Origin of the sequence: Clostridium kluyveri DSM 555 (assembly GCF_000016505.1) — a bacterium.
GTDB lineage: Bacteria > Bacillota > Clostridia > Clostridiales > Clostridiaceae > Clostridium_B > Clostridium_B kluyveri.
The window spans coordinates 191,239-217,085 of record NC_009706.1 but is presented as its reverse complement, the minus strand read 5'-3'; the positions used below and the strand labels follow the sequence as shown (position 1 = coordinate 217,085).

Annotated in this window: 27 protein-coding genes, 2 tRNA genes and 1 other annotated feature; all 29 genes read right to left on the bottom strand. The window is 33.6% G+C overall.

What is annotated here, in order from left to right:
- Positions 1-10 precede the first annotated feature (10 nt).
- A complete protein-coding gene (gene rplV, locus CKL_RS01125; RefSeq protein ID WP_011988808.1) occupies positions 11-346 on the bottom strand; it encodes a 50S ribosomal protein L22 in 336 nt (111 codons plus the stop codon).
- A gap of 23 nt (positions 347-369) precedes the next feature.
- Positions 370-657 carry a 30S ribosomal protein S19 gene (gene rpsS / locus CKL_RS01120; RefSeq protein ID WP_011988807.1) on the bottom strand — a complete coding sequence of 96 codons (288 nt, stop codon included), beginning with the start codon at positions 655-657 and terminating at the stop codon, positions 370-372.
- 135 nt (positions 658-792) lie between these two features.
- The gene (rplB, locus tag CKL_RS01115; RefSeq protein ID WP_011988806.1) at positions 793-1,626 is read right to left on the bottom strand and encodes a 50S ribosomal protein L2; all 834 of its coding nucleotides are present in this window, start codon (positions 1,624-1,626) and stop codon (positions 793-795) included.
- Between the two features lie 58 nt (positions 1,627-1,684).
- Positions 1,685-1,981, bottom strand: coding sequence for a 50S ribosomal protein L23 (gene rplW, locus CKL_RS01110; protein WP_011988805.1), 297 nt, complete (start codon positions 1,979-1,981; stop codon positions 1,685-1,687).
- Entirely contained in the window at positions 1,981-2,601 is a 621-nt protein-coding gene (gene rplD / locus CKL_RS01105; RefSeq protein WP_011988804.1) for a 50S ribosomal protein L4, read from the bottom strand. The genes rplW and rplD overlap by 1 nt, the downstream gene beginning before the upstream one ends.
- A gap of 24 nt (positions 2,602-2,625) precedes the next feature.
- On the bottom strand, positions 2,626-3,255 hold the full coding sequence (rplC, locus tag CKL_RS01100; protein ID WP_011988803.1) for a 50S ribosomal protein L3: 630 nt from the start codon (positions 3,253-3,255) through the stop codon (positions 2,626-2,628).
- An 87-nt stretch (positions 3,256-3,342) separates the two neighbouring features.
- Positions 3,343-3,651 carry a 30S ribosomal protein S10 gene (rpsJ, locus tag CKL_RS01095; RefSeq protein WP_011988802.1) on the bottom strand — a complete coding sequence of 103 codons (309 nt, stop codon included), beginning with the start codon at positions 3,649-3,651 and terminating at the stop codon, positions 3,343-3,345.
- 365 nt (positions 3,652-4,016) lie between these two features.
- On the bottom strand, positions 4,017-5,210 hold the full coding sequence (tuf, locus tag CKL_RS01090) for an elongation factor Tu (RefSeq protein ID WP_011988788.1): 1,194 nt from the start codon (positions 5,208-5,210) through the stop codon (positions 4,017-4,019).
- Between the two features lie 44 nt (positions 5,211-5,254).
- Positions 5,255-7,321 carry an elongation factor G gene (gene fusA, locus CKL_RS01085; protein WP_011988801.1) on the bottom strand — a complete coding sequence of 689 codons (2,067 nt, stop codon included), beginning with the start codon at positions 7,319-7,321 and terminating at the stop codon, positions 5,255-5,257.
- 78 nt (positions 7,322-7,399) lie between these two features.
- Positions 7,400-7,870, bottom strand: a complete 471-nt coding sequence (gene rpsG / locus CKL_RS01080; protein ID WP_011988800.1) for a 30S ribosomal protein S7 — start codon at positions 7,868-7,870, stop codon at positions 7,400-7,402.
- A gap of 144 nt (positions 7,871-8,014) precedes the next feature.
- Positions 8,015-8,392, bottom strand: a complete 378-nt coding sequence (rpsL, locus tag CKL_RS01075) for a 30S ribosomal protein S12 (RefSeq protein ID WP_011988799.1) — start codon at positions 8,390-8,392, stop codon at positions 8,015-8,017.
- A gap of 234 nt (positions 8,393-8,626) precedes the next feature.
- Entirely contained in the window at positions 8,627-8,866 is a 240-nt protein-coding gene (locus CKL_RS01070) for a ribosomal L7Ae/L30e/S12e/Gadd45 family protein (protein WP_011988798.1), read from the bottom strand.
- 112 nt (positions 8,867-8,978) lie between these two features.
- On the bottom strand, positions 8,979-12,503 hold the full coding sequence (gene rpoC, locus CKL_RS01065) for a DNA-directed RNA polymerase subunit beta' (protein ID WP_011988797.1): 3,525 nt from the start codon (positions 12,501-12,503) through the stop codon (positions 8,979-8,981).
- A 17-nt stretch (positions 12,504-12,520) separates the two neighbouring features.
- Complete coding sequence (gene rpoB, locus CKL_RS01060) at positions 12,521-16,225, bottom strand: DNA-directed RNA polymerase subunit beta (protein ID WP_011988796.1); 3,705 nt, start codon at positions 16,223-16,225, stop codon at positions 12,521-12,523.
- Between the two features lie 293 nt (positions 16,226-16,518).
- Entirely contained in the window at positions 16,519-16,890 is a 372-nt protein-coding gene (gene rplL / locus CKL_RS01055) for a 50S ribosomal protein L7/L12 (protein WP_011988795.1), read from the bottom strand.
- A 30-nt stretch (positions 16,891-16,920) separates the two neighbouring features.
- Positions 16,921-17,466 carry a 50S ribosomal protein L10 gene (rplJ, locus tag CKL_RS01050; RefSeq protein ID WP_011988794.1) on the bottom strand — a complete coding sequence of 182 codons (546 nt, stop codon included), beginning with the start codon at positions 17,464-17,466 and terminating at the stop codon, positions 16,921-16,923.
- Positions 17,467-17,595: a sequence feature (ribosomal protein L10 leader region), on the bottom strand.
- Positions 17,596-17,633: 38 nt separating this feature from the next.
- On the bottom strand, positions 17,634-18,323 hold the full coding sequence (gene rplA / locus CKL_RS01045) for a 50S ribosomal protein L1 (RefSeq protein ID WP_011988793.1): 690 nt from the start codon (positions 18,321-18,323) through the stop codon (positions 17,634-17,636).
- Positions 18,324-18,381: 58 nt separating this feature from the next.
- Positions 18,382-18,807, bottom strand: a complete 426-nt coding sequence (rplK, locus tag CKL_RS01040) for a 50S ribosomal protein L11 (protein ID WP_011988792.1) — start codon at positions 18,805-18,807, stop codon at positions 18,382-18,384.
- Positions 18,808-18,888: 81 nt separating this feature from the next.
- Complete coding sequence (gene nusG / locus CKL_RS01035; protein WP_011988791.1) at positions 18,889-19,410, bottom strand: transcription termination/antitermination protein NusG; 522 nt, start codon at positions 19,408-19,410, stop codon at positions 18,889-18,891.
- 48 nt (positions 19,411-19,458) lie between these two features.
- Positions 19,459-19,689 (bottom strand): preprotein translocase subunit SecE, encoded by a 231-nt coding sequence (gene secE, locus CKL_RS01030; protein WP_011988790.1) that lies wholly within the window; start codon positions 19,687-19,689, stop codon positions 19,459-19,461.
- A gap of 43 nt (positions 19,690-19,732) precedes the next feature.
- Positions 19,733-19,882 carry a 50S ribosomal protein L33 gene (rpmG, locus tag CKL_RS01025; protein ID WP_011988789.1) on the bottom strand — a complete coding sequence of 50 codons (150 nt, stop codon included), beginning with the start codon at positions 19,880-19,882 and terminating at the stop codon, positions 19,733-19,735.
- A 233-nt stretch (positions 19,883-20,115) separates the two neighbouring features.
- Positions 20,116-21,309 (bottom strand): elongation factor Tu, encoded by a 1,194-nt coding sequence (gene tuf / locus CKL_RS01020; protein ID WP_011988788.1) that lies wholly within the window; start codon positions 21,307-21,309, stop codon positions 20,116-20,118.
- Positions 21,310-21,397: 88 nt separating this feature from the next.
- Positions 21,398-21,473, bottom strand: a tRNA-Thr gene (locus tag CKL_RS01015).
- 9 nt (positions 21,474-21,482) lie between these two features.
- Positions 21,483-21,557, bottom strand: a tRNA-Gly gene (locus tag CKL_RS01010).
- 221 nt (positions 21,558-21,778) lie between these two features.
- On the bottom strand, positions 21,779-22,411 hold the full coding sequence (sigH, locus tag CKL_RS01005; RefSeq protein WP_041700891.1) for an RNA polymerase sporulation sigma factor SigH: 633 nt from the start codon (positions 22,409-22,411) through the stop codon (positions 21,779-21,781).
- Between the two features lie 83 nt (positions 22,412-22,494).
- Positions 22,495-23,007 carry an NYN domain-containing protein gene (locus CKL_RS01000; protein WP_011988786.1) on the bottom strand — a complete coding sequence of 171 codons (513 nt, stop codon included), beginning with the start codon at positions 23,005-23,007 and terminating at the stop codon, positions 22,495-22,497.
- A complete protein-coding gene (gene rlmB / locus CKL_RS00995) occupies positions 23,004-23,822 on the bottom strand; it encodes a 23S rRNA (guanosine(2251)-2'-O)-methyltransferase RlmB (protein WP_041700890.1) in 819 nt (272 codons plus the stop codon). Before rlmB ends, CKL_RS01000 begins: the two co-directional genes overlap by 4 nt.
- Positions 23,823-23,854: 32 nt before the next feature.
- Positions 23,855-24,280: a Mini-ribonuclease 3 gene (locus tag CKL_RS00990; protein ID WP_011988784.1), complete on the bottom strand. Its 426-nt coding sequence runs from the start codon at positions 24,278-24,280 to the stop codon at positions 23,855-23,857.
- 33 nt (positions 24,281-24,313) lie between these two features.
- Positions 24,314-25,711, bottom strand: coding sequence for a cysteine--tRNA ligase (gene cysS / locus CKL_RS00985; RefSeq protein WP_011988783.1), 1,398 nt, complete (start codon positions 25,709-25,711; stop codon positions 24,314-24,316).
- Positions 25,712-25,847 lie beyond the last annotated feature (136 nt).

The window sequence follows — 25,847 nt, the reverse complement described above, 5'->3', positions numbered from 1 at the left end:
TCCCTCCTTCTTACTCTCTTTCCTTAACTATTAAAGTTATATGACTACTTCTTTTATTAATTCTAAAAGCCCTTCCTTGAGCATGTGGTTGAAATCTTTTTAATGTAGGCCCTTCACAAGCATATGCTTCTGAAATATATAAAGTATCTCTATTTAAATCTAAATTATTCTCTGCATTAGCAACTGCTGATTTTAAAAGTTTATTAACCACTACAGCCGCATCTCTTGGAGTATATTTTAATATGGCGAAAGCTTCATTTACATTTTTACCTCTCACCAAATTAAGTACAACTCTTACTTTCATTGAGGACATTCTTACATATTTAGCTATAGCCTTAGCTTCCATCTTACCTATTCCCTCCTTTCAAACTATCTAGAAACACGAGTTGTTTTTTCAGTTTTATTAACGTGTCCCCTGTATGTTCTAGTTAATGCGAATTCTCCCAACTTATGTCCTACCATATCTTCTGATATATATACAGGAACATGCTTTCTTCCATCATGTACTGCTATAGTATGACCTATCATCTGAGGAAATATAGTTGAACTTCGTGACCAAGTTTTTATAACTTTTTTCTCGCCTTTTTTATTCAATTCATTTATCTTTTTTAAAAGTGATTCTTGGACATAAGGTCCTTTTTTTACTGATCTGCTCACTTTTTAGCCTCCCTTCATACAATCTATCCAAATAAAACTTTACTAAATTCATATAAAAATAACTTATTTTTATTATATCTTATAAATTCAATCTTTTTACTTAAATCAACGAAGAGAATGTGTATTCTCTTCAAATTACTTTTTATTCTTTCTTTTAATTATAAATTTATCTGAATATTTCTTGTTTTTTCTAGTCTTCAATCCTAATGCAGGTTTACCCCATGGAGTGAGCGGGCCCGGATGTCCTACTGGTGATTTTCCTTCTCCACCACCATGTGGATGATCATTAGGATTCATTACAGAACCTCTAACTGTGGGTCTTATTCCCATATGTCTTTTTCTGCCTGCTTTACCTATGTTAATTATTTCATGTGTTAAATTTGAAACTGTACCTATTGTTGCCCTACATTCTATTCTTACATATCTTACCTCTCCACTTGGAAGTCTCAAGGTAGCATATTTCCCCTCTTTAGCCATAAGCTGAGCTGAAGTTCCTGCTGATCTTACAAGTTGTGCTCCTTTTCCTGCCTGCAATTCTATGTTGTGAATTGTTGTACCTACAGGGATGTTAACAATTGGAAGACAATTTCCTACCTTTATATCTGAATCTGCACCTGATACTATTACATCACCAACTTTTAATCCAACTGGAGCTATTATATATCTTTTTTCACCATCTGCATAAGTCACAAGAGCTATAAATGCTGACCTGTTAGGATCATATTCTATAGTTGATACCTTTGCTGGTATTCCATCTTTATTTCTTTTAAAATCTATTATTCTATATTTGCGTTTTGCCCCGCCACCTATATGACGAACTGTTATTTTACCGTGAGCATTCCTACCACCACTTCTCTTTAATGCCACAAGAAGTGATTTTTCTGGTATATCTGTAGTTATTTCTTCAAATGTGTTTACAGTCATATGCCTTCTTGAAGGTGTGGTAGGTTTAAATCCCTTAACTGCCATAACCGGTATTCCCTCCTTTTTTCGCTTATCTGGATTTCTCCAATAACTGCTTTATCTATTATTGTATTCCTTCAAAAAATTCTATTGTTTTACTTTCTTCTGTAAGTTTAACAATGGCTTTTTTATAGTCTGGTCTCTTTCCTATATGGACACCTACTCTTTTTTTCTTTCCTTTATATCTTGATGTGTTTACAGTTTCAACAGTTACTCCAAAAACATCCTCAATGGCCCTTTTTATCATTGACTTATTAGCACGTATATCAACTATAAAGGTGTATTTTTTTTCATTCATAGCGCCCATGCTTTTTTCCGTTATAACAGGCCTTCTTATGATATCATAATTGGTATATTTCATTATGCATACACCTCCTCAATTTTTGATACAGCATCCTTAGTTATTATAAGCTTATCAAATTTTAACAAATCATATACATTTAAATTATTAACAGGAATTACTGATACTCCCTGTATATTTCTCGCTGACTTATATACATTTTGGTTTGATTCCGCCGTAACAATTAATGTTTTCTTAGCTTCAAAAGCATCCAAGATTTTTACCACTTCTTTTGTTTTTGGAGTATCCATCTCTAAACTTTCAAGTACTACTATCTGATTTTCTTCAACTTTACTTGATAGAGCAGATTTCATAGCTAACCTTCTTGCTGATTTAGGAACCGAAATTCTATAACTTCTAGGTTTCACTGCAAAAACTACACCACCATGAATCCATTGAGGTGATCTTATAGAACCCTGTCTTGCTCTACCAGTTCCCTTTTGTCTCCAAGGCTTAATTCCACCTCCGGAAACTTCAGCTCTAGTCTTTGCTGACTGTGTTCCCTGTCTTTTATTGGCAAGTAACGCTACAACTACTTGGTGCATAACATATTGATTTACTTCAACTCCAAATACTTTATCTGACAACTCAAAATCTGTAATTTTTTGACCTTCTTTATTAAATAATCCTACTATAGGCATTCTGCATCCTCCTTTCTAATAAAATTAAGCCTTAACTGTATCTTTTATTGACACAAAACTCTTGTTAGGGCCTGGTACTCCACCTTTTATCAAAATAATATTTTTTTCAGGAATAACTTTTGCAACTTGTAGATTTAATACAGTAGTATTCTTATTTCCCATATGTCCTGGCATTTTCTTGTTCTTAAAAGTTCTAGATGGATCAGAAGAAGCTCCCATTGAACCAACAGCCCTATGAAATTTTGAACCATGAGACATAGGTCCTCTTTGAGCATTCCATCTTCTTATTACTCCCTGGAACCCCTTACCTTTTGAGATACCGGATACATCAATTCTATCTCCTTCTGCAAAGATATCTGCCTTTATTTCTTGCCCTACTTCATATTCATCTATATTATCAACTTTAAATTCTTTTAAGAATCTTTTTAATGAAACTCCTGATTTTGCAAAATGACCTTTTAATGGTTTGTTTACAAGCTTCTCTCTTATATCTCCAAAACCAATCTGTATAGATTTATAACCGTCTTTTTCCTCAGTCTTCTTTTGTACAACTACACAAGGTCCTGCTTCAATTACTGTAACAGGAATTACTCTACCATTTTCATTAAATATCTGGGTCATACCTAATTTTTTACCCAATATGGCTTTTTTCATTTATATACACCTCCTAAACATATTAGCGGATCGTTCAAAATAAACGGTCATAATAGTCAGTAATAATACTTTATTACAATCGCATTCTTATAATTTTATCTCAATATCGACACCCGCCGGTAAATCAAGTCTCATTAAAGCATCAACAGTTTTTGGGGATGGACTTATTATATCTATAAGTCTTTTATGAGTTCTTATCTCAAATTGTTCTCTTGAATCTTTATATTTATGTGGGGCTCTTAGAATTGTAACCACATCTTTTTCTGTAGGTAACGGTACAGGTCCTGCTACCTTTGCTCCTGTAGACTTCGCAGTTTCTACTATCTTTTCAGATGATTGATCAAGTATGGTATGATCGAAAGCTTTTAGCCTTATTCTTATTTTTTGTTTTGCCATTATTTTTTCCCTCCTTTTCATGCACGCTATACTTCTTACGTACAACAGCGGATATATTCTATAAACTGTTCCAGGCGTTTCATATGTTTAAACGTAAAGGACACCTTATAAAATAACCGTCGCCTAGTTCAAGACCTTGGCATACTCAGTCAAGAATTACCCGGAAGCCCGGCAACCTCTTGCCTCATCGCTGTTATAACCTCACAACCTCTTAAGTATACACTAAATTCTTATTTCTGACAAGTAAAAATTTATACTTTTAAATAAGCAACATAAGGTGCATTAATAACTGCTTAAATTAAGGAAAGAGCTGCCTCTTTCCTTTTCATCAAAATGCTATTACCTTGAAATTTCCATGAACACACTTATTCAGACACTGTAGTAACAACACCTGAACCAACTGTTCTGCCGCCTTCTCTTATTGCAAATCTCAATCCTTCATGCATTGCAACAGGTGTTATAAGTTCTACATTCATATCTATATGATCTCCTGGCATTACCATTTCTACTCCCTCTGGTAATGATATTGACCCTGTTACATCTGTTGTTCTGAAATAAAACTGTGGTCTATATCCATTGAAAAATGGTGTGTGTCTTCCGCCTTCTTCTTTCTTTAATACATACACCTGACCTACAAATTTCTTATGCGGCTTTACTGAACCAGGCTTTGATAATACCTGTCCTCTCTCTATTTCTTCTCTCTGTATTCCTCTTAATAATGCTCCTATATTATCTCCTGCCATAGCCTGATCTAGAAGCTTTCTAAACATTTCTACTCCAGTACATACTGTCTTCTTCTTCTCTTCCTTTAATCCTACTATCTCTACTTCGTCTCCTATCTTAAGCACTCCACTTTCTACTCTTCCTGTAGCTACTGTTCCTCTTCCTGTTATTGTGAATACATCTTCTATTGGCATTAAGAATGGTTTATCTACTGGTCTCTCTGGAGTTGGTATATAAGTATCTACTGCTTCCATTAATTCATATATACATTTAGTTGCTTCTGCATCCTCTGGGTTCTCAATTACCTTCAATGCACTTCCTACTATTATTGGAACATCGTCTCCTGGGAATCCATATTCACTTAATAATTCCCTTACTTCCATTTCTACTAATTCTATTAATTCAGGATCATCTACCTGGTCTGATTTATTTAAAAATACTACTATATACTGTACCCCTACCCTACTTGCCAGTAGTATATGCTCTCTTGTCTGCGGCATTGGACCATCTGCTGCGCTTACTACAAGTATTGCTCCGTCCATTTGTGCTGCCCCTGTTATCATGTTCTTTACATAGTCTGCATGCCCTGGACAATCTACATGTGCATAGTGTCTAACTTCTGTCTCATATTCTACATGTGCTGTATTTATTGTTATTCCTCTTTCTTTTTCCTCCGGTGCCTTATCTATTTCATCATACTTTGTTGCTGATGCTTTACCTTCTTTTGCTAATACCATTGTTATTGCTGCTGTCAATGTTGTCTTGCCGTGGTCTACGTGTCCTATTGTTCCTATGTTTACATGTGGTTTTGTTCTCTCAAACTTTTCTTTTGACATTACTTCTTCCTCCTTAAATAGATCAGTATATTATTTAAAACTAATTATTTCTTTTCTCCTGTAATTTTTTCTTGAATACTCTTTGGAACTTCTTCATAATGATCAAATGTCATAGAATAGACTCCTCTACCTTGTGTTCTTGATCTAAGTACAGTTGCATATCCAAACATTTCAGAAAGCGGAACAAAAGATCTTATAACTTGTGCTCCTGCTCTTGGATCCATTCCTTCAATTCTTCCTCTTCTTGAATTTATGTCCCCTATTACATCTCCCATATACTCTTCTGGCACTGTAACTTCAACTCTCATCATTGGTTCAAGTAAAACCGGATCTGCTTTTGACATAGCATTTTTAAATGCCATAGATGCAGCAATTTTAAATGCCATTTCTGAAGAATCCACGTCATGATAAGAACCATCATATAATTTTACCTTGAAGTTTATAGCAGGATACCCCGCTACTGTTCCAGTTTCAGAAGCCTGCTTTATTCCTTCATCAATTGGTGAAATATATTCCTTTGGAATAGTTCCTCCCACTATAGCATTTTCAAATGAATATCCTTCTTCGGAAGGTGACATCTCTATCCAACAATGACCATATTGACCATGTCCACCAGACTGTCTAACAAATTTACCTTCTGCTTTAACTGTTTTTCTAATAGTTTCCTTATAAGCAACCTGTGGTTTACCAACATTGCACTCCACCTTAAATTCCCTTTGAAGTCTATCTACAATTATCTCCAAATGAAGTTCACCCATTCCAGATATAATTGTCTGTCCTGTTTCTTGGTCTGTATGAGTCTTAAATGTCGGATCCTCTTCTGCAAGCTTTGAAAGTGCAATACCCATTTTCTCTTGGCCAGCCTTTGTCTTAGGTTCTATGGCAACATGTATAACAGGTTCTGGAAATTCCATACTTTCAAGTACTACAGCATTCTGCTCATCACAAAGTGTATTCCCTGTTGTAGTATCTTTTAATCCTACTATAGCTCCTAAATCACCTGCACGAAGTTCATCAACTTCTTCTCTTCGGTTTGAGTGCATTTTTACAAGTCTTGCTATTCTTTCCTTTTTCCCCTTTGTTGAGTTATACACATAAGTACCACTTTTCATAATTCCCGAATAAATTCTTGTAAATGCCAACTTACCTACAAATGGATCCGTTGCAATTTTAAACGCTAATGCTGATAATGGTTGGTTATCATCTGCTGGTCTGTCAGTTTCTTCTCCTGTTTCAGGATCAGTGCCCTTTATAGGAGGTATATCAAGTGGTGAAGGCATAAAGTCAACTACTGCATCTATCATTGGCTGTACACCTTTATTCTTATAAGAAGAGCCACATAAAACTGGTACTATCTTGTTTGAAATAACACCTTTTCTAATTGCAGATATTATTTCTTCCTCTGTAAGTTCTTCTCCTTCTAGATACTTCATCATTATATCTTCATCTAATTCAGATATTGCTTCAATTAATTCGGTTCTATATTTTTCAGCTTCATCTTTTAAATCACCTGGTATCTCAACTTCGTCCATAACAGTTCCCAAGTCATCTTCATATATTATAGCTTCATTTTTTACAAGATTAACTATCCCTTTAAATTCACTTTCTGAGCCTATTGGAATTTGAATAGGTATAGCATTACAATGAAGTCTATCTCTTAGAGTATTTACACACATATAAAAGTCTGCCCCAGTTGAATCCATTTTATTTACATAAACCAATCTTGGAACCCCATAGTTGTCTGCCTGCCTCCATACAGTTTCTGTTTGCGGCTCTACTCCACTTTTAGCATCTAGGACGGTAACAGCTCCATCAAGAACTCTTAAAGACCTCTCAACTTCTACGGTAAAATCCACGTGTCCTGGTGTATCTATTATATTTATAGCATAACCTTTCCATTTACAAAAAGTGGCAGCTGAAGTTATTGTTATTCCTCTTTCCTGTTCTTGGGCCATCCAGTCCATAGTAGCCTGCCCCTCATGTACTTCTCCTATTTTATGAGTTCTTCCTGTATAGAAAAGTATACGTTCCGTAGTAGTAGTCTTTCCAGCATCAATATGTGCCATTATTCCTATGTTACGGAACTTTTCTAGCGGATATTCTCTTCCCACTTAATTTTCCTCCTCGCAAGTGTAAATTTAAAATTTGATAAAACTGCTTTAGTAAAATTACCAAAACAGTTTCGAATATTAATACCTATAATGTGCAAAGGCTTTATTAGCTTCAGCCATCTTATGAGTATCTTCTCTTTTCTTAACAGCTGTACCTGTATTATTTGCTGCATCCATAAGCTCTGCTGCAAGCCTTTCTCTCATATACTTTTCTCCTCGTTTCCTTGATGCCACAAGGAGCCATCTTATTCCTAATGTCTGTCTTCTTTCTGGTCTAACTTCTATTGGAACTTGATATGTTGCACCACCAATTCTTCTAGCCTTTACCTCTAGAAGAGGCATTATATTATTCATTGCTTCCTCGAAAACTTCCATTGGTTCTTTACTTGTTTTTTGTTCGATTATATCAAAAGCTCCATAACAAATCTTTTGAGCTACTCCTTTTTTGCCATCTTTCATTATATTGTTTATCAACTTAGTAACAACTTTACTGTTGTATACTGGATCTGGTAGCACATCTCTTTTTCCTATATGTCCTTTTCTTGCCACTTTACTTCCCTCCTTAACAAAATTTAATTTAAGTTCATCGGTACTCGACTTTCAAGAAGCCGCAAAGTGCTTAGTACTTCTGCAAAATAAATATATATAAACGCTGAAGACATAGCACCTTTATCAACATTTTCTTAAGCTGAACTATTTCTGCTTAGGTCTTTTAGCACCGTATTTTGATCTTCCCTGTAGCCTGTCAGCAACCCCTGCTGAATCCAATGCTCCTCTTACTATATGGTACCTAACACCTGGAAGGTCTTTAACTCTTCCTCCTCTTATAAGAACAACACTATGTTCTTGTAAGTTATGTCCTATACCTGGAATATATGCACTAACCTCATATCCATTTGTTAATCTAACTCTAGCAATTTTTCTTAAAGCTGAATTTGGCTTTTTAGGTGTAGTAGTTTTTACCACTGTACAAACTCCCCTTTTTTGAGGACATTCTTTTAGTGCTGGTGCTGTTGATTTTGAAGCTACTGTCTTCCTGCCTTTTCTTATTAATTGACTTATTGTTGGCATATTCACACCTCCTTTAAAATAGATTTATAGTAACTTAAAAAATTTATAATAATTTATTGTTAAACGCTATTTAATTTATCCGAACGCTAGAATTAGCTAAGATTCCCATCTTCTTTAAAGTGGGAAATAAGCGCGGCTAACGTGCCTAAATAAGTTCTTCTAAGGTTCAGGTAGAGATAAGTATTTTTCTATAGCAAACTCTACCTGAGCCTAAGAATCACTTGATAAAAATTGCTATTTTAATATGGCAGCTGTAGCAGCACCTACATCTATACCACATAATTTACCTAATTCTTTCATAGTATCTACATAAACTAATGCCGGGGAATCCTGAGTAATTAATGTTTTTACGGACTGTATTATCTTATCATCGGCATCCTTAGCTATATAAACAGTTTTGGCATTATTATTTTTTATAGCTTTAACCGTTTGCTTCAAACCAACAACTTTATTTCCTGTAAGTCTATAAATCATTATTTATTCCCTCCTACAATACTATAGAGACAAAGTATGTAATGCTTTGTCTCTTAAAAAACATACAGATGTATTTTATCATTTTAGTATTACTATGTCAATAAATTATACATTAAGCTTCCAATTGATTTTCCTGCACTTCATTTTCTGTATTAATTTTTATTGATCTATACCTAGTCATGCCTGTTCCTGCCGGTATAAGTTTACCAATAATTACATTTTCCTTTAAGCCTAGGAGTGGATCTATCTTCCCCTTTATAGCTGCATCTGTAAGTACTCTTGTAGTTTCCTGAAAAGATGCTGCAGAAAGGAAAGATTCAGTAGCAAGTGCTGCTTTAGTTATTCCAAGTAAAGCCACTCTACCTTGAGCTGCACTTCCCCCACTAGCTTCTACTCTTGCATTTTCTTCTTCAAAATCAAATATATCAATCATAGTTCCTGGCAATAATTCTGTATCCCCTGATTCTTCTATTTTAATTTTTCTTGTCATTTGCCTAATTACCACTTCAAGATGTTTATCATTTATATCAACACCTTGAAGTCTATAAACTTTCTGAACTTCAGATAGAAGATAATTTTTAACTCCTTGAACCCCTTTTATTCTTAATATATCATGTGGATTTACAGATCCTTCTGTTACCTCATCACCTGCACTTATTAAATCTCCATTTGACACTTTGATTCTTGATCCAAATGGTATATCATAAGTTACTTCTTCTCCATTATCTGTAATTACAGAAACACTTCTTTTTTTCTTAGTCTCTTCCATCTTTACAGTACCTGAAACTTCACTTACTATAGCAAGACCTTTAGGTTTCCTAGCCTCAAATAATTCTTCAACTCTTGGAAGACCTTGTGTTATATCTGACCCTGCAACTCCTCCCGTATGGAAAGTCCTCATAGTAAGCTGAGTACCAGGCTCTCCTATACTTTGCGCTGCTATTATACCTACGGATTCGCCTATATCAATCTTCTGGGCAGTAGCCATATTCATTCCATAACATTTTGAGCATACCCCATGTCTTGATTTACAGGTAAAAACAGATCTTATCTTTACTTTTTTAATTCCTGAAGCTTCTATCCTATCTGCTAATTTTGAATCCATATAACTATTTTTTGGTACTATTATTTGGTGATTATTAGGATCTATAATATCTTCTGCAGAATATCTTCCTGTGAGCCTTTCTGACAAACTTTCTATTACTTCATTGCCTTCTTTTATTTCTGAAACATCATATCCTTCATAAGTGCCACAATCCTCTTCTCTAACTATAACATCCTGGCTTACATCAACAAGTCTTCTAGTCAGATATCCTGAATCTGCAGTTTTTAAAGCAGTATCTGCATTTCCTTTTCTTGCTCCATGAGTTGATATAAAATATTCTAATACATCTAATCCTTCCCTAAAAGATGCCCTTATTGGAAGTTCTATTATTTTTCCTGATGGATTAGCCATAAGTCCTCTCATCCCTGCTAGCTGTTTAATTTGACTTTTAGAACCTCTAGCTCCTGAATCTGCCATCATAAATATAGGGTTAAATTTATCCAAATTATTCATAAGCTCATCTGCTACATCTTCTGTAGTTTTAGTCCATCTTTCTATAACTCTCTGATATCTTTCATCTTCTGATATAAAACCTCTTCTATACATTTTTTCTATTTTATCAACTGCTGCATCTGATTCACTTAAAAGCCTTTTCTTAGCTTCAGGTACTTCCATATCCGAAGTAGAAACTGTTATTCCACTTATAGTTGAATAGTGATATCCTCGTGCTTTTATTTTATCCAGCATTATAGATGTTTTTGTAGCTCCATGTTTCATATAACATTTATTTATTATTTTACCTAAATTTTTCTTAGCTACAAGAAAATCAATCTCTAGTTTAAATTCATTCCCAGGTTTACTTCTATCTATGAATCCCAGATCCTGTGGTACACATTCATTAAATATTATTTTTCCTGCTGTAGCATCAATTATGCCACTTATATATTTTCCATCTATAATTTTTGTCATTTTCACTTTTATTTTAGCATTTATATCAATTTGTTTTAATTGGTATGCCATTATTACTTCATCTGGAAAAGAAAAGTATCTTCCCTCTCCTTTGGCTCCTTCTCTTTCTACAGTTAGGTAATATGACCCCAATACCATATCCTGCGTTGGTACAACTACTGGTTTACCATCTGAAGGTTTCAATATATTATGGGCAGCAAGCATTAAAAATCTAGCCTCTGATTGAGCTTCTACTGAAAGCGGAACATGAACTGCCATCTGGTCTCCATCAAAATCAGCATTATATGCTGTACAAGATAGTGGATGAAGTTTTATAGCCCTGCCTTCTACAAGTACAGGTTGAAATGCCTGTATCCCTAATCTGTGAAGTGTAGGAGCACGATTTAAAAGCACCGGATGATCAGATATTACTTCCTCTAATACATCCCAAACTTGAGCTTGAACCCGTTCTACCATTCTTTTTGCACTTTTAATATTATGAGCTAATCCTCTTTCAACCAACTTTTTCATCACAAAAGGTTTAAAAAGCTCAAGTGCCATTTCTTTAGGTAATCCACATTGATACATTTTAAGCTCAGGACCAACTACTATAACAGAACGTCCTGAGTAGTCAACACGTTTTCCAAGTAGATTTTGTCTAAACCTTCCCTGCTTACCCTTTAACATATCTGATAAGGATTTTAATGGTCTATTTCCAGGTCCAGTTACTGGCCTTCCCCTTCTTCCATTATCTATAAGAGCATCCACTGCTTCCTGAAGCATTCTTTTTTCATTTCTTACTATTATGTCTGGTGCTCCTAAATCCAATAATTTTTTAAGTCTATTATTTCTATTTATAACTCTTCTATAAAGATCATTTAAATCTGAAGTGGCAAATCTTCCTCCGTCTAATTGAACCATAGGTCTTAAATCTGGTGGTATAACAGGAATTACATCTATAACCATCCATTCAGGCCTATTTCCAGATTTTCTAAAAGATTCAACAACTTCTAACCTTCTTATTATTCTTATTTTCTTTTGTCCTGTGCTATTTTTTAAATCTTCCTTTAATACCAAAGATAATTGTTCAAGATCTATTTCCTCTAAAAGCTTTTTAACAGATTCTGCTCCCATGCTAGCTACAAAGTTTTGTTCTCCGTATTTATCTACGGCTTCCCTATACTCTTTTTCAGTTAGCAATTGCTTTTTTAATAGTTGAGTTTCTTTTGGATCTAAAACAACATAAGACGCAAAATATAACACCTTTTCTAAAGCCCTTGGAGACATATCTAAAATAAGTCCCATACGGGATGGTATGCCCTTAAAATACCATATATGAGATACCGGAGCCGCCAGCTCAATATGGCCCATTCTCTCACGTCTTACTTTTGCCTTAGTTACTTCTACTCCACACCTATCACAAACTATACCTTTATATCTAATCCTTTTATACTTGCCACAGTGACATTCCCAATCCTTTTGAGGTCCAAAGATCCTTTCACAAAATAAACCATCTCTCTCTGGCTTTAGAGTCCTATAATTTATTGTTTCGGGTTTCTTTACCTCACCTCTCGACCATTCTCTTATTTTTTCTGTTGAAGCTAAGCCTATTTGAAGTGCATCAAAGTTATTTAATTCAAACAAGGGTACATCCTCCCTTCCTAATGTTCATCATTAAAATCTTCTATTTTTAGATCATCTTTCAAATCATCCAAAGTCAAATCATCATAATCCAGATTTAATTCATCTTCCTCATCATTTTCTTCTGGTTCTTCATAATCGTTATCTTGAGATGATAAAACAAAGTCCTCATTTCCTTCTATATTTACATCTAAATTTTCTATTTCTTCATCTACAGACTCTTTTAATTTAATTTCCTGATTATCATCGTTTAATACCTTCACATCCAAGCACAAAGCTTGAAGCTCTTTTATAAGTACTTTAAAAGATTCTGGAACACCTGGTTCAGGTATATTCTCACCTTTTACAATTGCTTCATAAGTTTTCACTCTTCCAACTACATCATCTGATTTAACCGTCAGTATTTCTTGGAGGGTATGAGCAGCCCCATAGGCTTCTAATGCCCAAACTTCCATTTCACCAAATCTTTGACCTCCAAATTGAGCTTTACCACCTAGTGGTTGTTGAGTTACTAAAGAGTAAGGTCCCGTAGATCGGGCATGAATTTTGTCATCAACTAAATGAGCTAGTTTTAAAATATACATATATCCTACTGTTACAGGTCTATTAAAAGGTTCTCCCGTTCTCCCATCATATAGGATGGTTTTTCCATCTTCCCTATATCCTGCTTTCTTCAAACATTCTATAATATCTTCTTCTGTGGCTCCATCAAATACAGGAGTTGCTATATGCCACCCCAATTCACTAGCAGCCCATCCCAAATGAACTTCAAGTACTTGCCCTATATTCATACGGGAAGGTACTCCAAGCGGATTTAAACATATTTCAAGAGGTCTCCCATCTGGTAAAAAAGGCATATCTTCCTCTGGCAATACTCTTGATATAACACCTTTGTTACCATGCCTTCCTGCCATTTTATCTCCTACTGATATTTTTCTTTTTTGAGCTATATAACATCTAACTAGTTTATTAACTCCTGGTGAAAGCTCATCTCCATTTTTTCTTGTAAATACTTTTACATCTACAATTATACCTGCTTCTCCATGAGGTACTCTAAGTGAAGTATCTCTAACTTCTCTAGCCTTCTCTCCAAATATAGCTCTTAAAAGCCTCTCTTCTGCTGTAAGCTCGGTTTCTCCCTTAGGTGTCACTTTACCCACTAGTATATCCCCTGCTCTAACCTCAGCTCCTATTTTTATAATTCCTCTATCATCTATATCTTTTAATGCATCTTCTCCTACATTAGGTATATCCCTTGTAATTTCTTCTGGACCTAACTTTGTATCTCTAGCTTCTGATTCATATTCCTCTATGTGAATTGATGTAAATACATCTTTTTTTACAAGTTCCTCTGATATAAGCATAGCATCTTCATAGTTATATCCTTCCCAAGTTGTAAAACCCATTCTGATATTTTTTCCAAGTGCTATTTCTCCCAAATCAGTAGAAGGTCCATCAGCAAGAACTGTTCCTTGTTGAACTATTTCCCCTTTTTCAACTATAGGCCTCTGATTTATACATGTACCTTGGTTAGATCTTTGAAATTTAAGAAGCCTGTAAATATCAGTTCCCCCATCTGAATCCCTTCTAACTCTTATTTCATTAGCACACACATAAGATACTACCCCTGCATTTCTAGCTTTAGGAAGCACCCCTGAGTCTACCGCTGCTTTATATTCAATCCCTGTTCCTACTACAGGAGCCTGAGGTTTCAAAAGTGGAACTGCTTGCCTTTGCATATTTGATCCCATAAGAGCACGGCTAGCATCATCATTTTCAAGGAATGGTATCATAGCAGTGGCAACAGAAACCAATTGTCTTGGAGATAAATCCATATAATCAACATCTTCAGCAGGTACTACAATAACATCTTCTTTATCTCTAACTGTAATTTTACTATCTACAAACTTACCATTTTCGTCAATAGGTTCATTTGCCCTTCCTATTAAATACTCATCTTCTTCATCTGCAGTCATATACACAATTTCATTTGTAACTATTTTCTCTTTTTTATTTACTTTTCTGTATGGTGTTTCTATAAAACCATATTCGTTGACTTTAGCATAAGTAGCCAAAGAATTAATAAGTCCTATGTTAGGTCCTTCTGGTGTTTCTATAGGACACATTCTTCCATAATGAGAATGATGAACATCCCTAACTTCAAAGCCAGCTCTTTCCCTAGAAAGTCCACCAGGTCCCAGAGCTGATAATCTTCTCTTATGTGTAAGTTCTGATAAGGGATTAGTTTGATCCATAAATTGAGAAAGCTGAGAACTTCCAAAAAATTCCTTTATAGATGCAGCTACTGGCCTTATATTTATTAAAGCTTGAGGTGTTATTACCTCTTGATCTTGTATAGTCATCCTCTCTTTAACTACTCTTTCCATTCTTGAAAGACCTATCCTAAATTGATTTTGTAGTAATTCGCCTACAGATCTAAGCCTTCTATTTCCAAGATGATCTATATCATCCGTATGCCCCACTCCATAAGCCAATCCTAATTCATAACTGACAGTAGCATATATATCATCTCTAATTATATGTTTTGGAATCAAATTATGAATATTTTTCTTTATTTGCTCCCTAATACTTTCTTCGCTACTGTAATTATCTAAAATTTGTTTTAGGGCAGGATAGTATACACTTTCCTTTATGTTTAAATCATCTATATTAAAATCAATAAAATTATTTATATTTACAAAATTATTACCTATAACCCTCAATGTGGTATCTTCAATTTCAATATCTACCGAATTTATTCCACACTGCTGAATCTGAACTGCCTTCTCTCTATCTATCTTCTCACCCTTTTGAACAAGTATTTCCCCTGTTTCTGGGTTCACTACATCTCCAGTGGATATTTGATTCACAATTCTAAGATGAAGCGATAGTTTCTTGTTAAATTTATATCTTCCTACTCTTGAAAGATCATATCTTTTTGGATCAAAAAATAAAGATTCAATAAGTGACCGTGCACTATCTACTGTAGGCGGTTCTCCTGGTCTTAATCTTTTGTATATTTCAAGTAAGGCTTCTTCGTGGGTTTTAGTATTGTCCTTCTCAATTGTAGCCTTTAATCTTTCATCCTCTCCAAAAAAATTAGTAATTTCTGTATCTGTTCCATGGCCCATGGCTCTAACAAGAATAGTTATAGGTAATTTTCTTGTTTTATCTATTCTGACATATATTATATTATTAGAGTCAGTTTCATATTCTAGCCAGGCGCCCCTGTTAGGTATTACAGTTGAAGAAAAAAGATTTTTACCAGTTTTATCAACCGACACATCATAATATACACCTGGTGATCTAACAAGTTGGCTAACTATAACCCTTTCAGCCCCATTAATTATGAACGTCCCTTGCTCTGTCATAAGAGGAAAATCTCCCATAAAAACTTCTTGTTCTTTAACTTCACCAGTTTCCTTATTAAGTAATCTCACCTTTACCTTTAAAGGTGCTGCATAAGTAGAATCTCTTTCTTTACATTCTTCCACAGAATACTTAATATTATCCATATCCAACTTATACCCTACAAACTCTAAATTAAGATTTGCCGTATAATCTTGAATAGGATTAATGTCCTCAAATACTTCTTGAAGTCCTTCTTTTAAAAACCAGTTATAGGAATCTAATTGAACTTCAATCAAATTAGGCATATGGCCTATTTCCTTAAGCCTAGAAAAACTCATTCGCGTTCTTTTACCAACTCGGACAGGATGTACCATTGATTTTTCACCCCTCGTATAAACTAAAAATAACCAAAAACACCAACATTTATTTAATATGTATGTTTATGGATTTATTAACTGCCATCAAAATATTATACCCTATTTATTATAATTAATTCAAATTATGTTAAATTTTAAAGCATTGGAACTTAAATTCATAACTAATCAATGCGATTTATTATTTTATCACAGTATAAAAGTATTGTCAATGACAAAATTCCAAAATTTATTAAAACTATTAAAGAGGTACTTTGTATTAAAGCACCTCTTTTATAACATATTATTAATTTTTACTTCAATTCTATTTCAGCGCCAATTTCTTCAAATTTAGCCTTTATAGCCTCAGCATCTTCTTTACTTACAGCTTCCTTTAACGGTTTAGGTGCTCCATCAACTAAAGCCTTAGCTTCTTTTAATCCTAATCCTGTTACTTCTCTAACTGCTTTTATAACTTTTATTTTTTCTGAACCTGATGCCTTAAGAACTACGTCAAATTCTGTTTTTTCTTCTGCTGCATCTCCGCCGCCAGCTGCTGCACCACCAGCTACTGCTACTGGAGCCGCAGCGCTTACGCCAAATTCTTCCTCACATGCTTTTACCAATTCATTTAACTCTAAAACACTCATTCCTTTTATAGCTTGAATGATTTCTTCTTTACTCATATTATAGACACCTCCAAAATTTTTCTAAAATTAAGCTTCTTCTGATTTTTTCTTTTCTTCAATTGCACTCAATAAGTATACGAAATTTGACAATGGAGCCTTGAAACTTCCAAGTAATTTTCCAATAAGAACTTCTTTTGACGGTATAGTAGCAAGTTGTTTAACCTTATCTACATCAAATATTTCTCCCTGTACAACTCCACCCTTTAATTCTAGTGCTTTATATTTTTTTGAGAAGTCATTAAGAATTCTTGCTGGTGTAGTAGGTTCATCATATCCAAAGGCTATTGACACTGGACCCACAAAAATATCTTCTAGTTTATCAAAGCCTAATTCTTTTGCAGCTCTTATAGATAATGTATTTTTATAAACTTTATATTCTACACCTGATTCTCTTAACTCTTTTCTAAGATTAGTATCTTCTTCCACAGTTAATCCTTGGTATTTAGCAAATATTATACTCTCTGCTTTCTCCATTTTATCTTTAATTTCTTCAACTTTAGCTTGCTTTAACGCTTTATTTTGGCTCACTTTATAACCACCTCCTAACGGTCTAGAATATATTGCTTTAAGCATATATAAAAATCAAAAGCCTCCCTATAGACACAGAGAGACCACCTTTACTTTATATTGGAATCCTGGATAGGTTGGTTTTACCGTTACGCATTTTGCACCTATTGTCTAAGGAAAATATACTTATTCAACTTTTAACATTATATATAAACTGACTATTTATGTCAATATTATTCCAAAACCTTAACTGAATTTATTTTTATGCCAGGTCCCATAGTACTTGAAACTGCCACAGACTTTAAATATTGTCCCTTAGCAGCTGATGGTTTGGCTTTTATTATAGCTTCCATTAGCACACGAAAATTATCTAAAAGCTTTTGTACTTCAAAAGATTTTTTTCCTATAGGTACATGAACAATAGATGTTTTATCTACTCTATATTCAACCTTACCAGCTTTAATTTCTTGAATAGCTTTTGCCACATCAAAAGTAACCGTACCTGATTTTGGATTTGGCATTAATCCTTTAGGTCCCAATATTCTACCTAATCTTCCTACCACTCCCATCATGTCTGGAGTTGCCACTACTACATCAAAATCAAACCAATTTTCCTTCTGAATCTTTTCAACATATTCTTCTGCTCCTACATAGTCAGCTCCAGCATCCTCTGCTTCCTTAATTCTATCTCCTTTAGCTAATACCAAAACCCTAACTTTTTTACCAGTTCCATGAGGAAGAACTACGGCTCCTCTCACCTGTTGATCTGCATGTCTTGGATCTACTCCAAGCTTTATCGATAACTCTATAGTTTCATCAAAATTAGCTTTTGCTGTTTTTAATGCAAGCTCCATTGCTTCTAAAGGTGTATAGAGTGTTTTTCTGTCAATAAGCTTAGTACTCTCTTTGTATTTTTTTCCCAATTTCAATTCCTCCCTTGTGGTAATAACGGCATTACACCTTCCACTACACTTCAATTAATTATCCTTCTATAGTTATTCCCATACTTCTTGCAGTTCCTGCTATCATTTTCATAGCAGTTTCAACAGATGAAGCATTTAAATCTACCATTTTAGTTTCAGCAATTTGTTTAACTTGTTCTTCAGTAACTTTAGCAACCTTAGTTTTATTCGGTACACCAGAACCACTTTCTATTCCTGCTGCTTTTTTAAGTAACACTGCTGCAGGTGGAGTTTTCAATACAAAACTAAATGATCTATCTTGATATACAGTAATTACTACTGGAATTATTAATCCTTCTTGTTTGACAGTTTTAGCATTAAATTCCTTACAGAAGCCCATAATATTTACTCCATGTTGCCCAAGGGCCGGACCTACTGGTGGAGCTGGAGTCGCTTTTCCTGCTGGAAGCTGAAGTTTTATCATTCCCACTACTTTTTTAGCCATAAATATATACACCTCCTATAATGTGGTTATATAAGAAATCTATTTTATACCACTTATTTTTTAAAATTTAAATTTTATACATTATTCTATTTTTTCTATTTGATTAAAATCAAGCTCAACAGGAGTTTCCCTGCCAAACATATTAACTAAAGCTTTAACTTTTCTTTTTTCAATATTTATCTCTTGAATGACAGCTAAGAAGTTCTCTAGTGGTCCAGACCTTACCTTTACATTTTCTCCTACTAATATATCTACATTTACAAGTTTTTCATTAATGCCCATATCTTTTACTTCTTCATCAGTAAGAGGTACAGGTTTAGATCCAGGTCCAACAAACCCTGTAACTCCCCTAGTATTTCTAACTACATACCAAGAATCATCAGTCATTATCATGTGCACTAAAACATATCCTGGAAATATTTTTTTTAACGTTATTTTCTTTTTTCCATCTTTAATTTCAACTTGTTCTTCCATAGGCACCTGAACATCATCTATACAATCATATAGTTCTCTGTTTTCTATAGTTTTTTCAAGATTCATTTTAACTTTATTTTCATAACCAGAATATGTATGAACTACATACCACTTAGCTTTATCTGCCATAACTTTAGGGACAGAATAGTATCTTATCCCTTACCTCCTTATTCTTTCTTATTTTAAAATAGTTTTAACTAAAGAGTTCAACCCAAAATCTATCACCGCAACAATCACTACATAAATACAACAAAATGCAATAACAGCTATTGTTGCTTTCTTTACATCTTCTTTAGAGGCCCAAGTTATCCTTTTAAATTCCACCACTAATCCTTTAAAAAAATTAAAGAATCCCCCTTCAGGCGTAACTTGCCTATCAACTTTTTTGGCGTTATCACGTGCAGACATTTCGTTCACATCCTCAAAATTTTTAACCTGTGCATCTTAAATATTATTTAGTCTGTTTATGAACTGTATGCTTATTACAAAATGGACAATATTTTTTTATTTCTAATCTATTGGGATTATTCTTTTTATTCTTCATTGTGTTATAGTTTCTCTGTTTACATTCTGTACATGCTAATATCACTTTTACTCTCATTTCTTTAACACCTCCCAGGTAAAGTGTAAATATAAGTTCATATATACTCTATGTTCAACTAAAAATTCACCTTTAACTTAATACATTACTTAAACAATTTATCACAACTTAGTTTTTATGTCAATGCTATTGAAAATTATCAGGTGATTCTTGGGTTCAGGTGAAGTTTACTATAAAGAATACTAATCTACACTTTCAAAAGGACTAGGTCTAGAACCCAGTCCTTAACACACTTATTCAGACACTGTAGTAACAACACCTGAACCAACTGTTCTGCCGCCTTCTCTTATTGCAAATCTCAATCCTTCATGCATTGCAACAGGTGTTATAAGTTCTACATTCATATCTATATGATCTCCTGGCATTACCATTTCTACTCCCTCTGGTAATGATATTGACCCTGTTACATCTGTTGTTCTGAAATAAAACTGTGGTCTATATCCATTGAAAAATGGTGTGTGTCTTCCGCCTTCTTCTTTCTTTAATACATACACCTGACCTACAAATTTCTTATGCGGCTTTACTGAACCAGGCTTTGATAATACCTGTCCTCTCTCTATTTCTTCTCTCTGTATTCCTCTTAATAATGCTCCTATATTATCTCCTGCCATAGCCTGATCTAGAAGCTTTCTAAACATTTCTACTCCAGTACATACTGTCTTCTTCTTCTCTTCCTTTAATCCTACTATCTCTACTTCGTCTCCTATCTTAAGCACTCCACTTTCTACTCTTCCTGTAGCTACTGTTCCTCTTCCTGTTATTGTGAATACATCTTCTATTGGCATTAAGAATGGTTTATCTACTGGTCTCTCTGGAGTTGGTATATAAGTATCTACTGCTTCCATTAATTCATATATACATTTAGTTGCTTCTGCATCCTCTGGGTTCTCAATTACCTTCAATGCACTTCCTACTATTATTGGAACATCGTCTCCTGGGAATCCATATTCACTTAATAATTCCCTTACTTCCATTTCTACTAATTCTATTAATTCAGGATCATCTACCTGGTCTGATTTATTTAAAAATACTACTATATACTGTACCCCTACCCTACTTGCCAGTAGTATATGCTCTCTTGTCTGCGGCATTGGACCATCTGCTGCGCTTACTACAAGTATTGCTCCGTCCATTTGTGCTGCCCCTGTTATCATGTTCTTTACATAGTCTGCATGCCCTGGACAATCTACATGTGCATAGTGTCTAACTTCTGTCTCATATTCTACATGTGCTGTATTTATTGTTATTCCTCTTTCTTTTTCCTCCGGTGCCTTATCTATTTCATCATACTTTGTTGCTGATGCTTTACCTTCTTTTGCTAATACCATTGTTATTGCTGCTGTCAATGTTGTCTTGCCGTGGTCTACGTGTCCTATTGTTCCTATGTTTACATGTGGTTTTGTTCTCTCAAACTTTTCTTTTGACATTACTTCTTCCTCCTTGTTTGTTACACATTTTATTTAAGTAAACTCATCCTGGTGTGTTGTAAGAACTTCATAAAATTACCATATAAATTGGAGCCCATGACCAGGATTGAACTGGTGACCTCCACCTTACCAAGGTGACGCTCTGCCTACTGAGCTACATGGGCAATTTTAATTGGAGCGGAAGACGGGACTCGAACCCGCGACAGCCAGCTTGGGAAGCTGGTGTTCTACCACTGAACTACTCCCGCCTAAAACCTTTGTCTTTAATACCAATAAACGCTACATACCGATTATCAATTTTAATACAAGTATATTTTTTTGTCAATATGTATTTTCTATTTATTCAGGACAAACACATGAAATTTATTACCCTTTGATTCTAGACTATTTTAAAATTTAATAAATATATACAAAGATTATAAATATATTAAAAAATCAGCACTTATTCTTTAACATGCATTTATCCTGCCTATTTATTAATTAAGCATTTTTCTAACTTTCTTTTAACCCTTTGCAAAGCATTATCTATGGATTTAGCATGTCTATCCAAATCACAAGCAATCTCCTGATAAGATTTACCATCTAAATAAGACATAAGAACTTCCATTTCCAAACTAGACAGCACCTCACCTATCTCGTTATGTATATGCTTTAACTCTTCTCTACTAATTATTAATTCTTCTGGATCTGCAACTTTAGCTTCCGATAAAACATCCAATAAGGTTCTATCAGATTCTTCATCATATATAGGTTTGTTTAAAGAAACATACGTATTCAATGGAATATGCTTTTGTCTGGTAGCAGTTTTTATGGCTGTTATTATTTGACGTGTCACACAGAGTTCAGCAAAAGCTTTAAAGGACGATAATTTATCTGTTTTAAAATCCCTTATTGCTTTATAAAGCCCTATCATACCTTCTTGATAAATATCTTCTTTGTCTGCTCCAATTAAGAAATAGGATTTTGCTTTGGATTTAACAAAATTTTCATATTTATTTATCATGTATTCTTGAGCTCTTACATCTCCTTCTTTTGCTTGAATAACTACTTCCTCATCCAATTTTTCTTCAAAGGAGGAAATTTTCTTACCATTATAACCCATATCCACCAAGATATCCCCTCCAAAACAAATATAAAGAACATAAGTTAATTATACATTAAAATTAAATTTATAGTCAATAGATTTTAACGACTTTTGCGAATTTTTTCAAGTTTTTCCAGCATATCCTTTGCTATTCTATCCTCCAAAGTATGTTTTTGTTTAGAATATTTTTTCTCAATTTTGCTTTTTATTTTTGATTCTATCTGCTTAACTTCATGATAAAATTCAATAGAAGACATTCTCACAGCTCCTCTTTGAAATGTTATTTGTTGTTCTAAAGAATCAGAAGTTACCACAAATACTTCACTTCTCCGTCCTATTCTATTGACCGTTTTCTCTATAAAAGAATCTGCTGTTTCATTTTCTTTGGTAAATATCACCTCAACATTTTCGCTGACTTTTTCCCTTTTTTCCAAGCTTCCTACCACCATATGGGCATCAAATACTATAAAAATACTATATCCTTTATAAGCTGCATAATTACTTACAGTTTCTATAAGTTGCTGTCTTGCAGCTTCAAAACTATAATTTTTTATATCATTTAATTCAGGCCAACTATTTATTACATTATATCCATCTACAAAAATAATTCTCAATTTCTATCACTTTTTATTTTTTGCTTTAGTATTTCGTACATTAACATACCTGCTGCTACAGAAGCATTCAAGGAGGATATATTACCCATCATAGGTATCTTCACTAACTTATCACATTTTTGCTTGGTCAGCTTTGATATTCCTTTTCCTTCACTTCCTATGATTAAAGCTATGGAACTGTTAAAATCAACATCAAAGCAATAGTTTTCCCCCGTCATGTCGGCCCCATATATCCATATATTCTCTTTTTTTAGTTTTTCTATTATAGTATTTAAATTTGTAACTTTACATATTTTCATATATTCCACTGCTCCAGCAGAAGACTTATATACCGTAGGAGTTATACCAACATTTCTCCTTTTAGGTATTATAATTCCATGAACTCCAGATACCTCTGCAGTTCTTATTATAGCTCCAAAATTATGAGGATCTTGTATCTCATCTAATATAATTATAAAAGGAGATTCTCCTCTTTCTGAGGCATAATCCAGTATATCTTCCAATTCACAGTATTTATAAGGGATCACTTTTGCAATTACCCCTTGATGTACTCCTGTTTGAGAAATTCTATCTAGCTTTCTTTTATCCACTTTTTTTACAACTATATGTTTTTCCTTAGCAATTGCAAATATGGTATTTATGGAGCCTGACATATTTCCATCTAATACAAAAATTTGCTCTATAGTTACATTGTTGGAATTTAAAGCTTCCATAACTGAATTTCTTCCTTCAATTAAATCTTCCCTAAATTGGGGCTCACTTTTCAAATTTTCTATTTTGTTTTTATGCCTTAAAACATTATACTTATTTTTCATATCTCTACCTTTTAATTTAATCATTTTTTATCCTAAAATTCACCCTTATCATTCAAAGTGATTATAAATTCGAATAGGTAATTTAATCTATCCACTTCACCAGTTAAATATAAAAAACCTATCAAAGTTTCAAATCCCGTTGCAAATCTATATTCTTGTATATCTGCATTTTTAGGAACTGTTCCAGATTTAGCATTTCTTCCTCTTTTAAAAAAATAAAGCTCCTCCTCTGATAATTGCTTTTCCAATCTCTTTATAATTTCACTTTGAGAATGAGCCTTTACAAACTTTATGGCTTTAACATGGAGATTATGAACAGATATACTTTGAAACTTATTTATTAAATAAGTTCTAACAAGTACATCATATACAGCATCTCCTACAAATGCAAGTGTAAGGGGATTCAATTGCCTAATATCTACCTTATCAAATTTTATTTTCAATAAATTACTTTCCATTTAATTTCTCCTGATTTAAGTTACATAAATAAATTATACCCTTTTCCACCTTACTCCATCTGAAGTGTCTTCTAAAATTATTCCTTTATCTTTTAAATCATCTCTTATTTTATCTGCTAATGCCCAATTCTTATCCTTTCTAGCTTTTTGTCTTTTTTCTATTAAAAGTTCAACTTCTGTTTCTATACTTCCCCTTTTAGACTTCTGAAGTATTCCAAGAGGAGAACCTAATTCTCTTATTAGAGCAAGTGAATATTTAATTATTTCCATAGATGAATTTTCATCTATATTAGTATTTATATCTCTTATTAAATCAAAAATCACTGATATAGCATCTGCAGTATTAAAGTCATCATCCATCTTCTCTATATATCGTTGTTTGTAACTATTTAAATGTTCTTTATATTTTATTTCACTATCCAATATTCCATCATTCTTAACTTTACTTGAAAGTTCTTCTAAATTTATAATTGAATTACAAATTCTATCTAATGCTGATTTAGTAGAATCTAAAAGTTCAATACTAAAATTTATAGGAGTCCTATAATGACCGGATAACATAAATAACCTTATAACGTCTGGTTCATATTTATCCAAGATTTCTCGTGTAGTAAAGAAATTATTTAAGGATTTAGACATTTTCTGATTATTTATATTTACAAATGCAGAATGCATCCAATACTTAGCAAACACTTTGCCTGTTCTACCCTCACTTTGAGCTATCTCATTTTCATGATGTGGAAATTTCAAATCAGAACCTCCTGCATGTATGTCTATAGTTTCACCTAATATATTATACGCCATACAAGAACACTCTATGTGCCACCCAGGCCTTCCCATTCCCCAAGGACTTTCCCATGAAGGTTCCCCTTTCTTTTCACTCTTCCAAACTGCAAAATCCATAGGATTTTTTTTTCTTTCATCTATATCTATTCTAGCTCCTGATTGAAGTTGTTCAATATTTTGTCCTGAAAGCTTGCCATAATTATTAAACTTTTTTGCATTAAAATATACATCACCATCTACTGAATAAGCATAACCTTTATCTATTAAATCCTGTATAAACTCAATTATCTTAGATATATAAAGTGTAGCCCTTGGATTTACTGTAGCTCTTTTTATATTTAAAGCATCTGCATCCCTGTAATATTCATCTATAAATCTATCTCCAAGCTGCTGTACAGTTATGTTCTCATCATTTGCTTTCTTTATCATTTTATCATCTATGTCAGTAAAATTTTGTACAAAATTTACCTTATAACCTTTATATTCAAAATATCGCCTTACAGTATCAAACACAACAAAAGTTCTGGCATTACCTATATGGAAAAAATTGTACACTGTAGGGCCACATACATACATTTTTATTTCTCCTGGAATCAAAGGAACAAATTCTTCTTTTCTTCTAGTCATTGTATTAAAAATTCTCACTAACCTTTATACCTCCCTTAGTCTTATCCGTATACCATCTACTAATATCATATAATTAATATCATAAAATGTTTAATTTTAATTCCTTAAATATTTTATCACATTATTAGAACTTATTTAAGCCCCATTCATATAC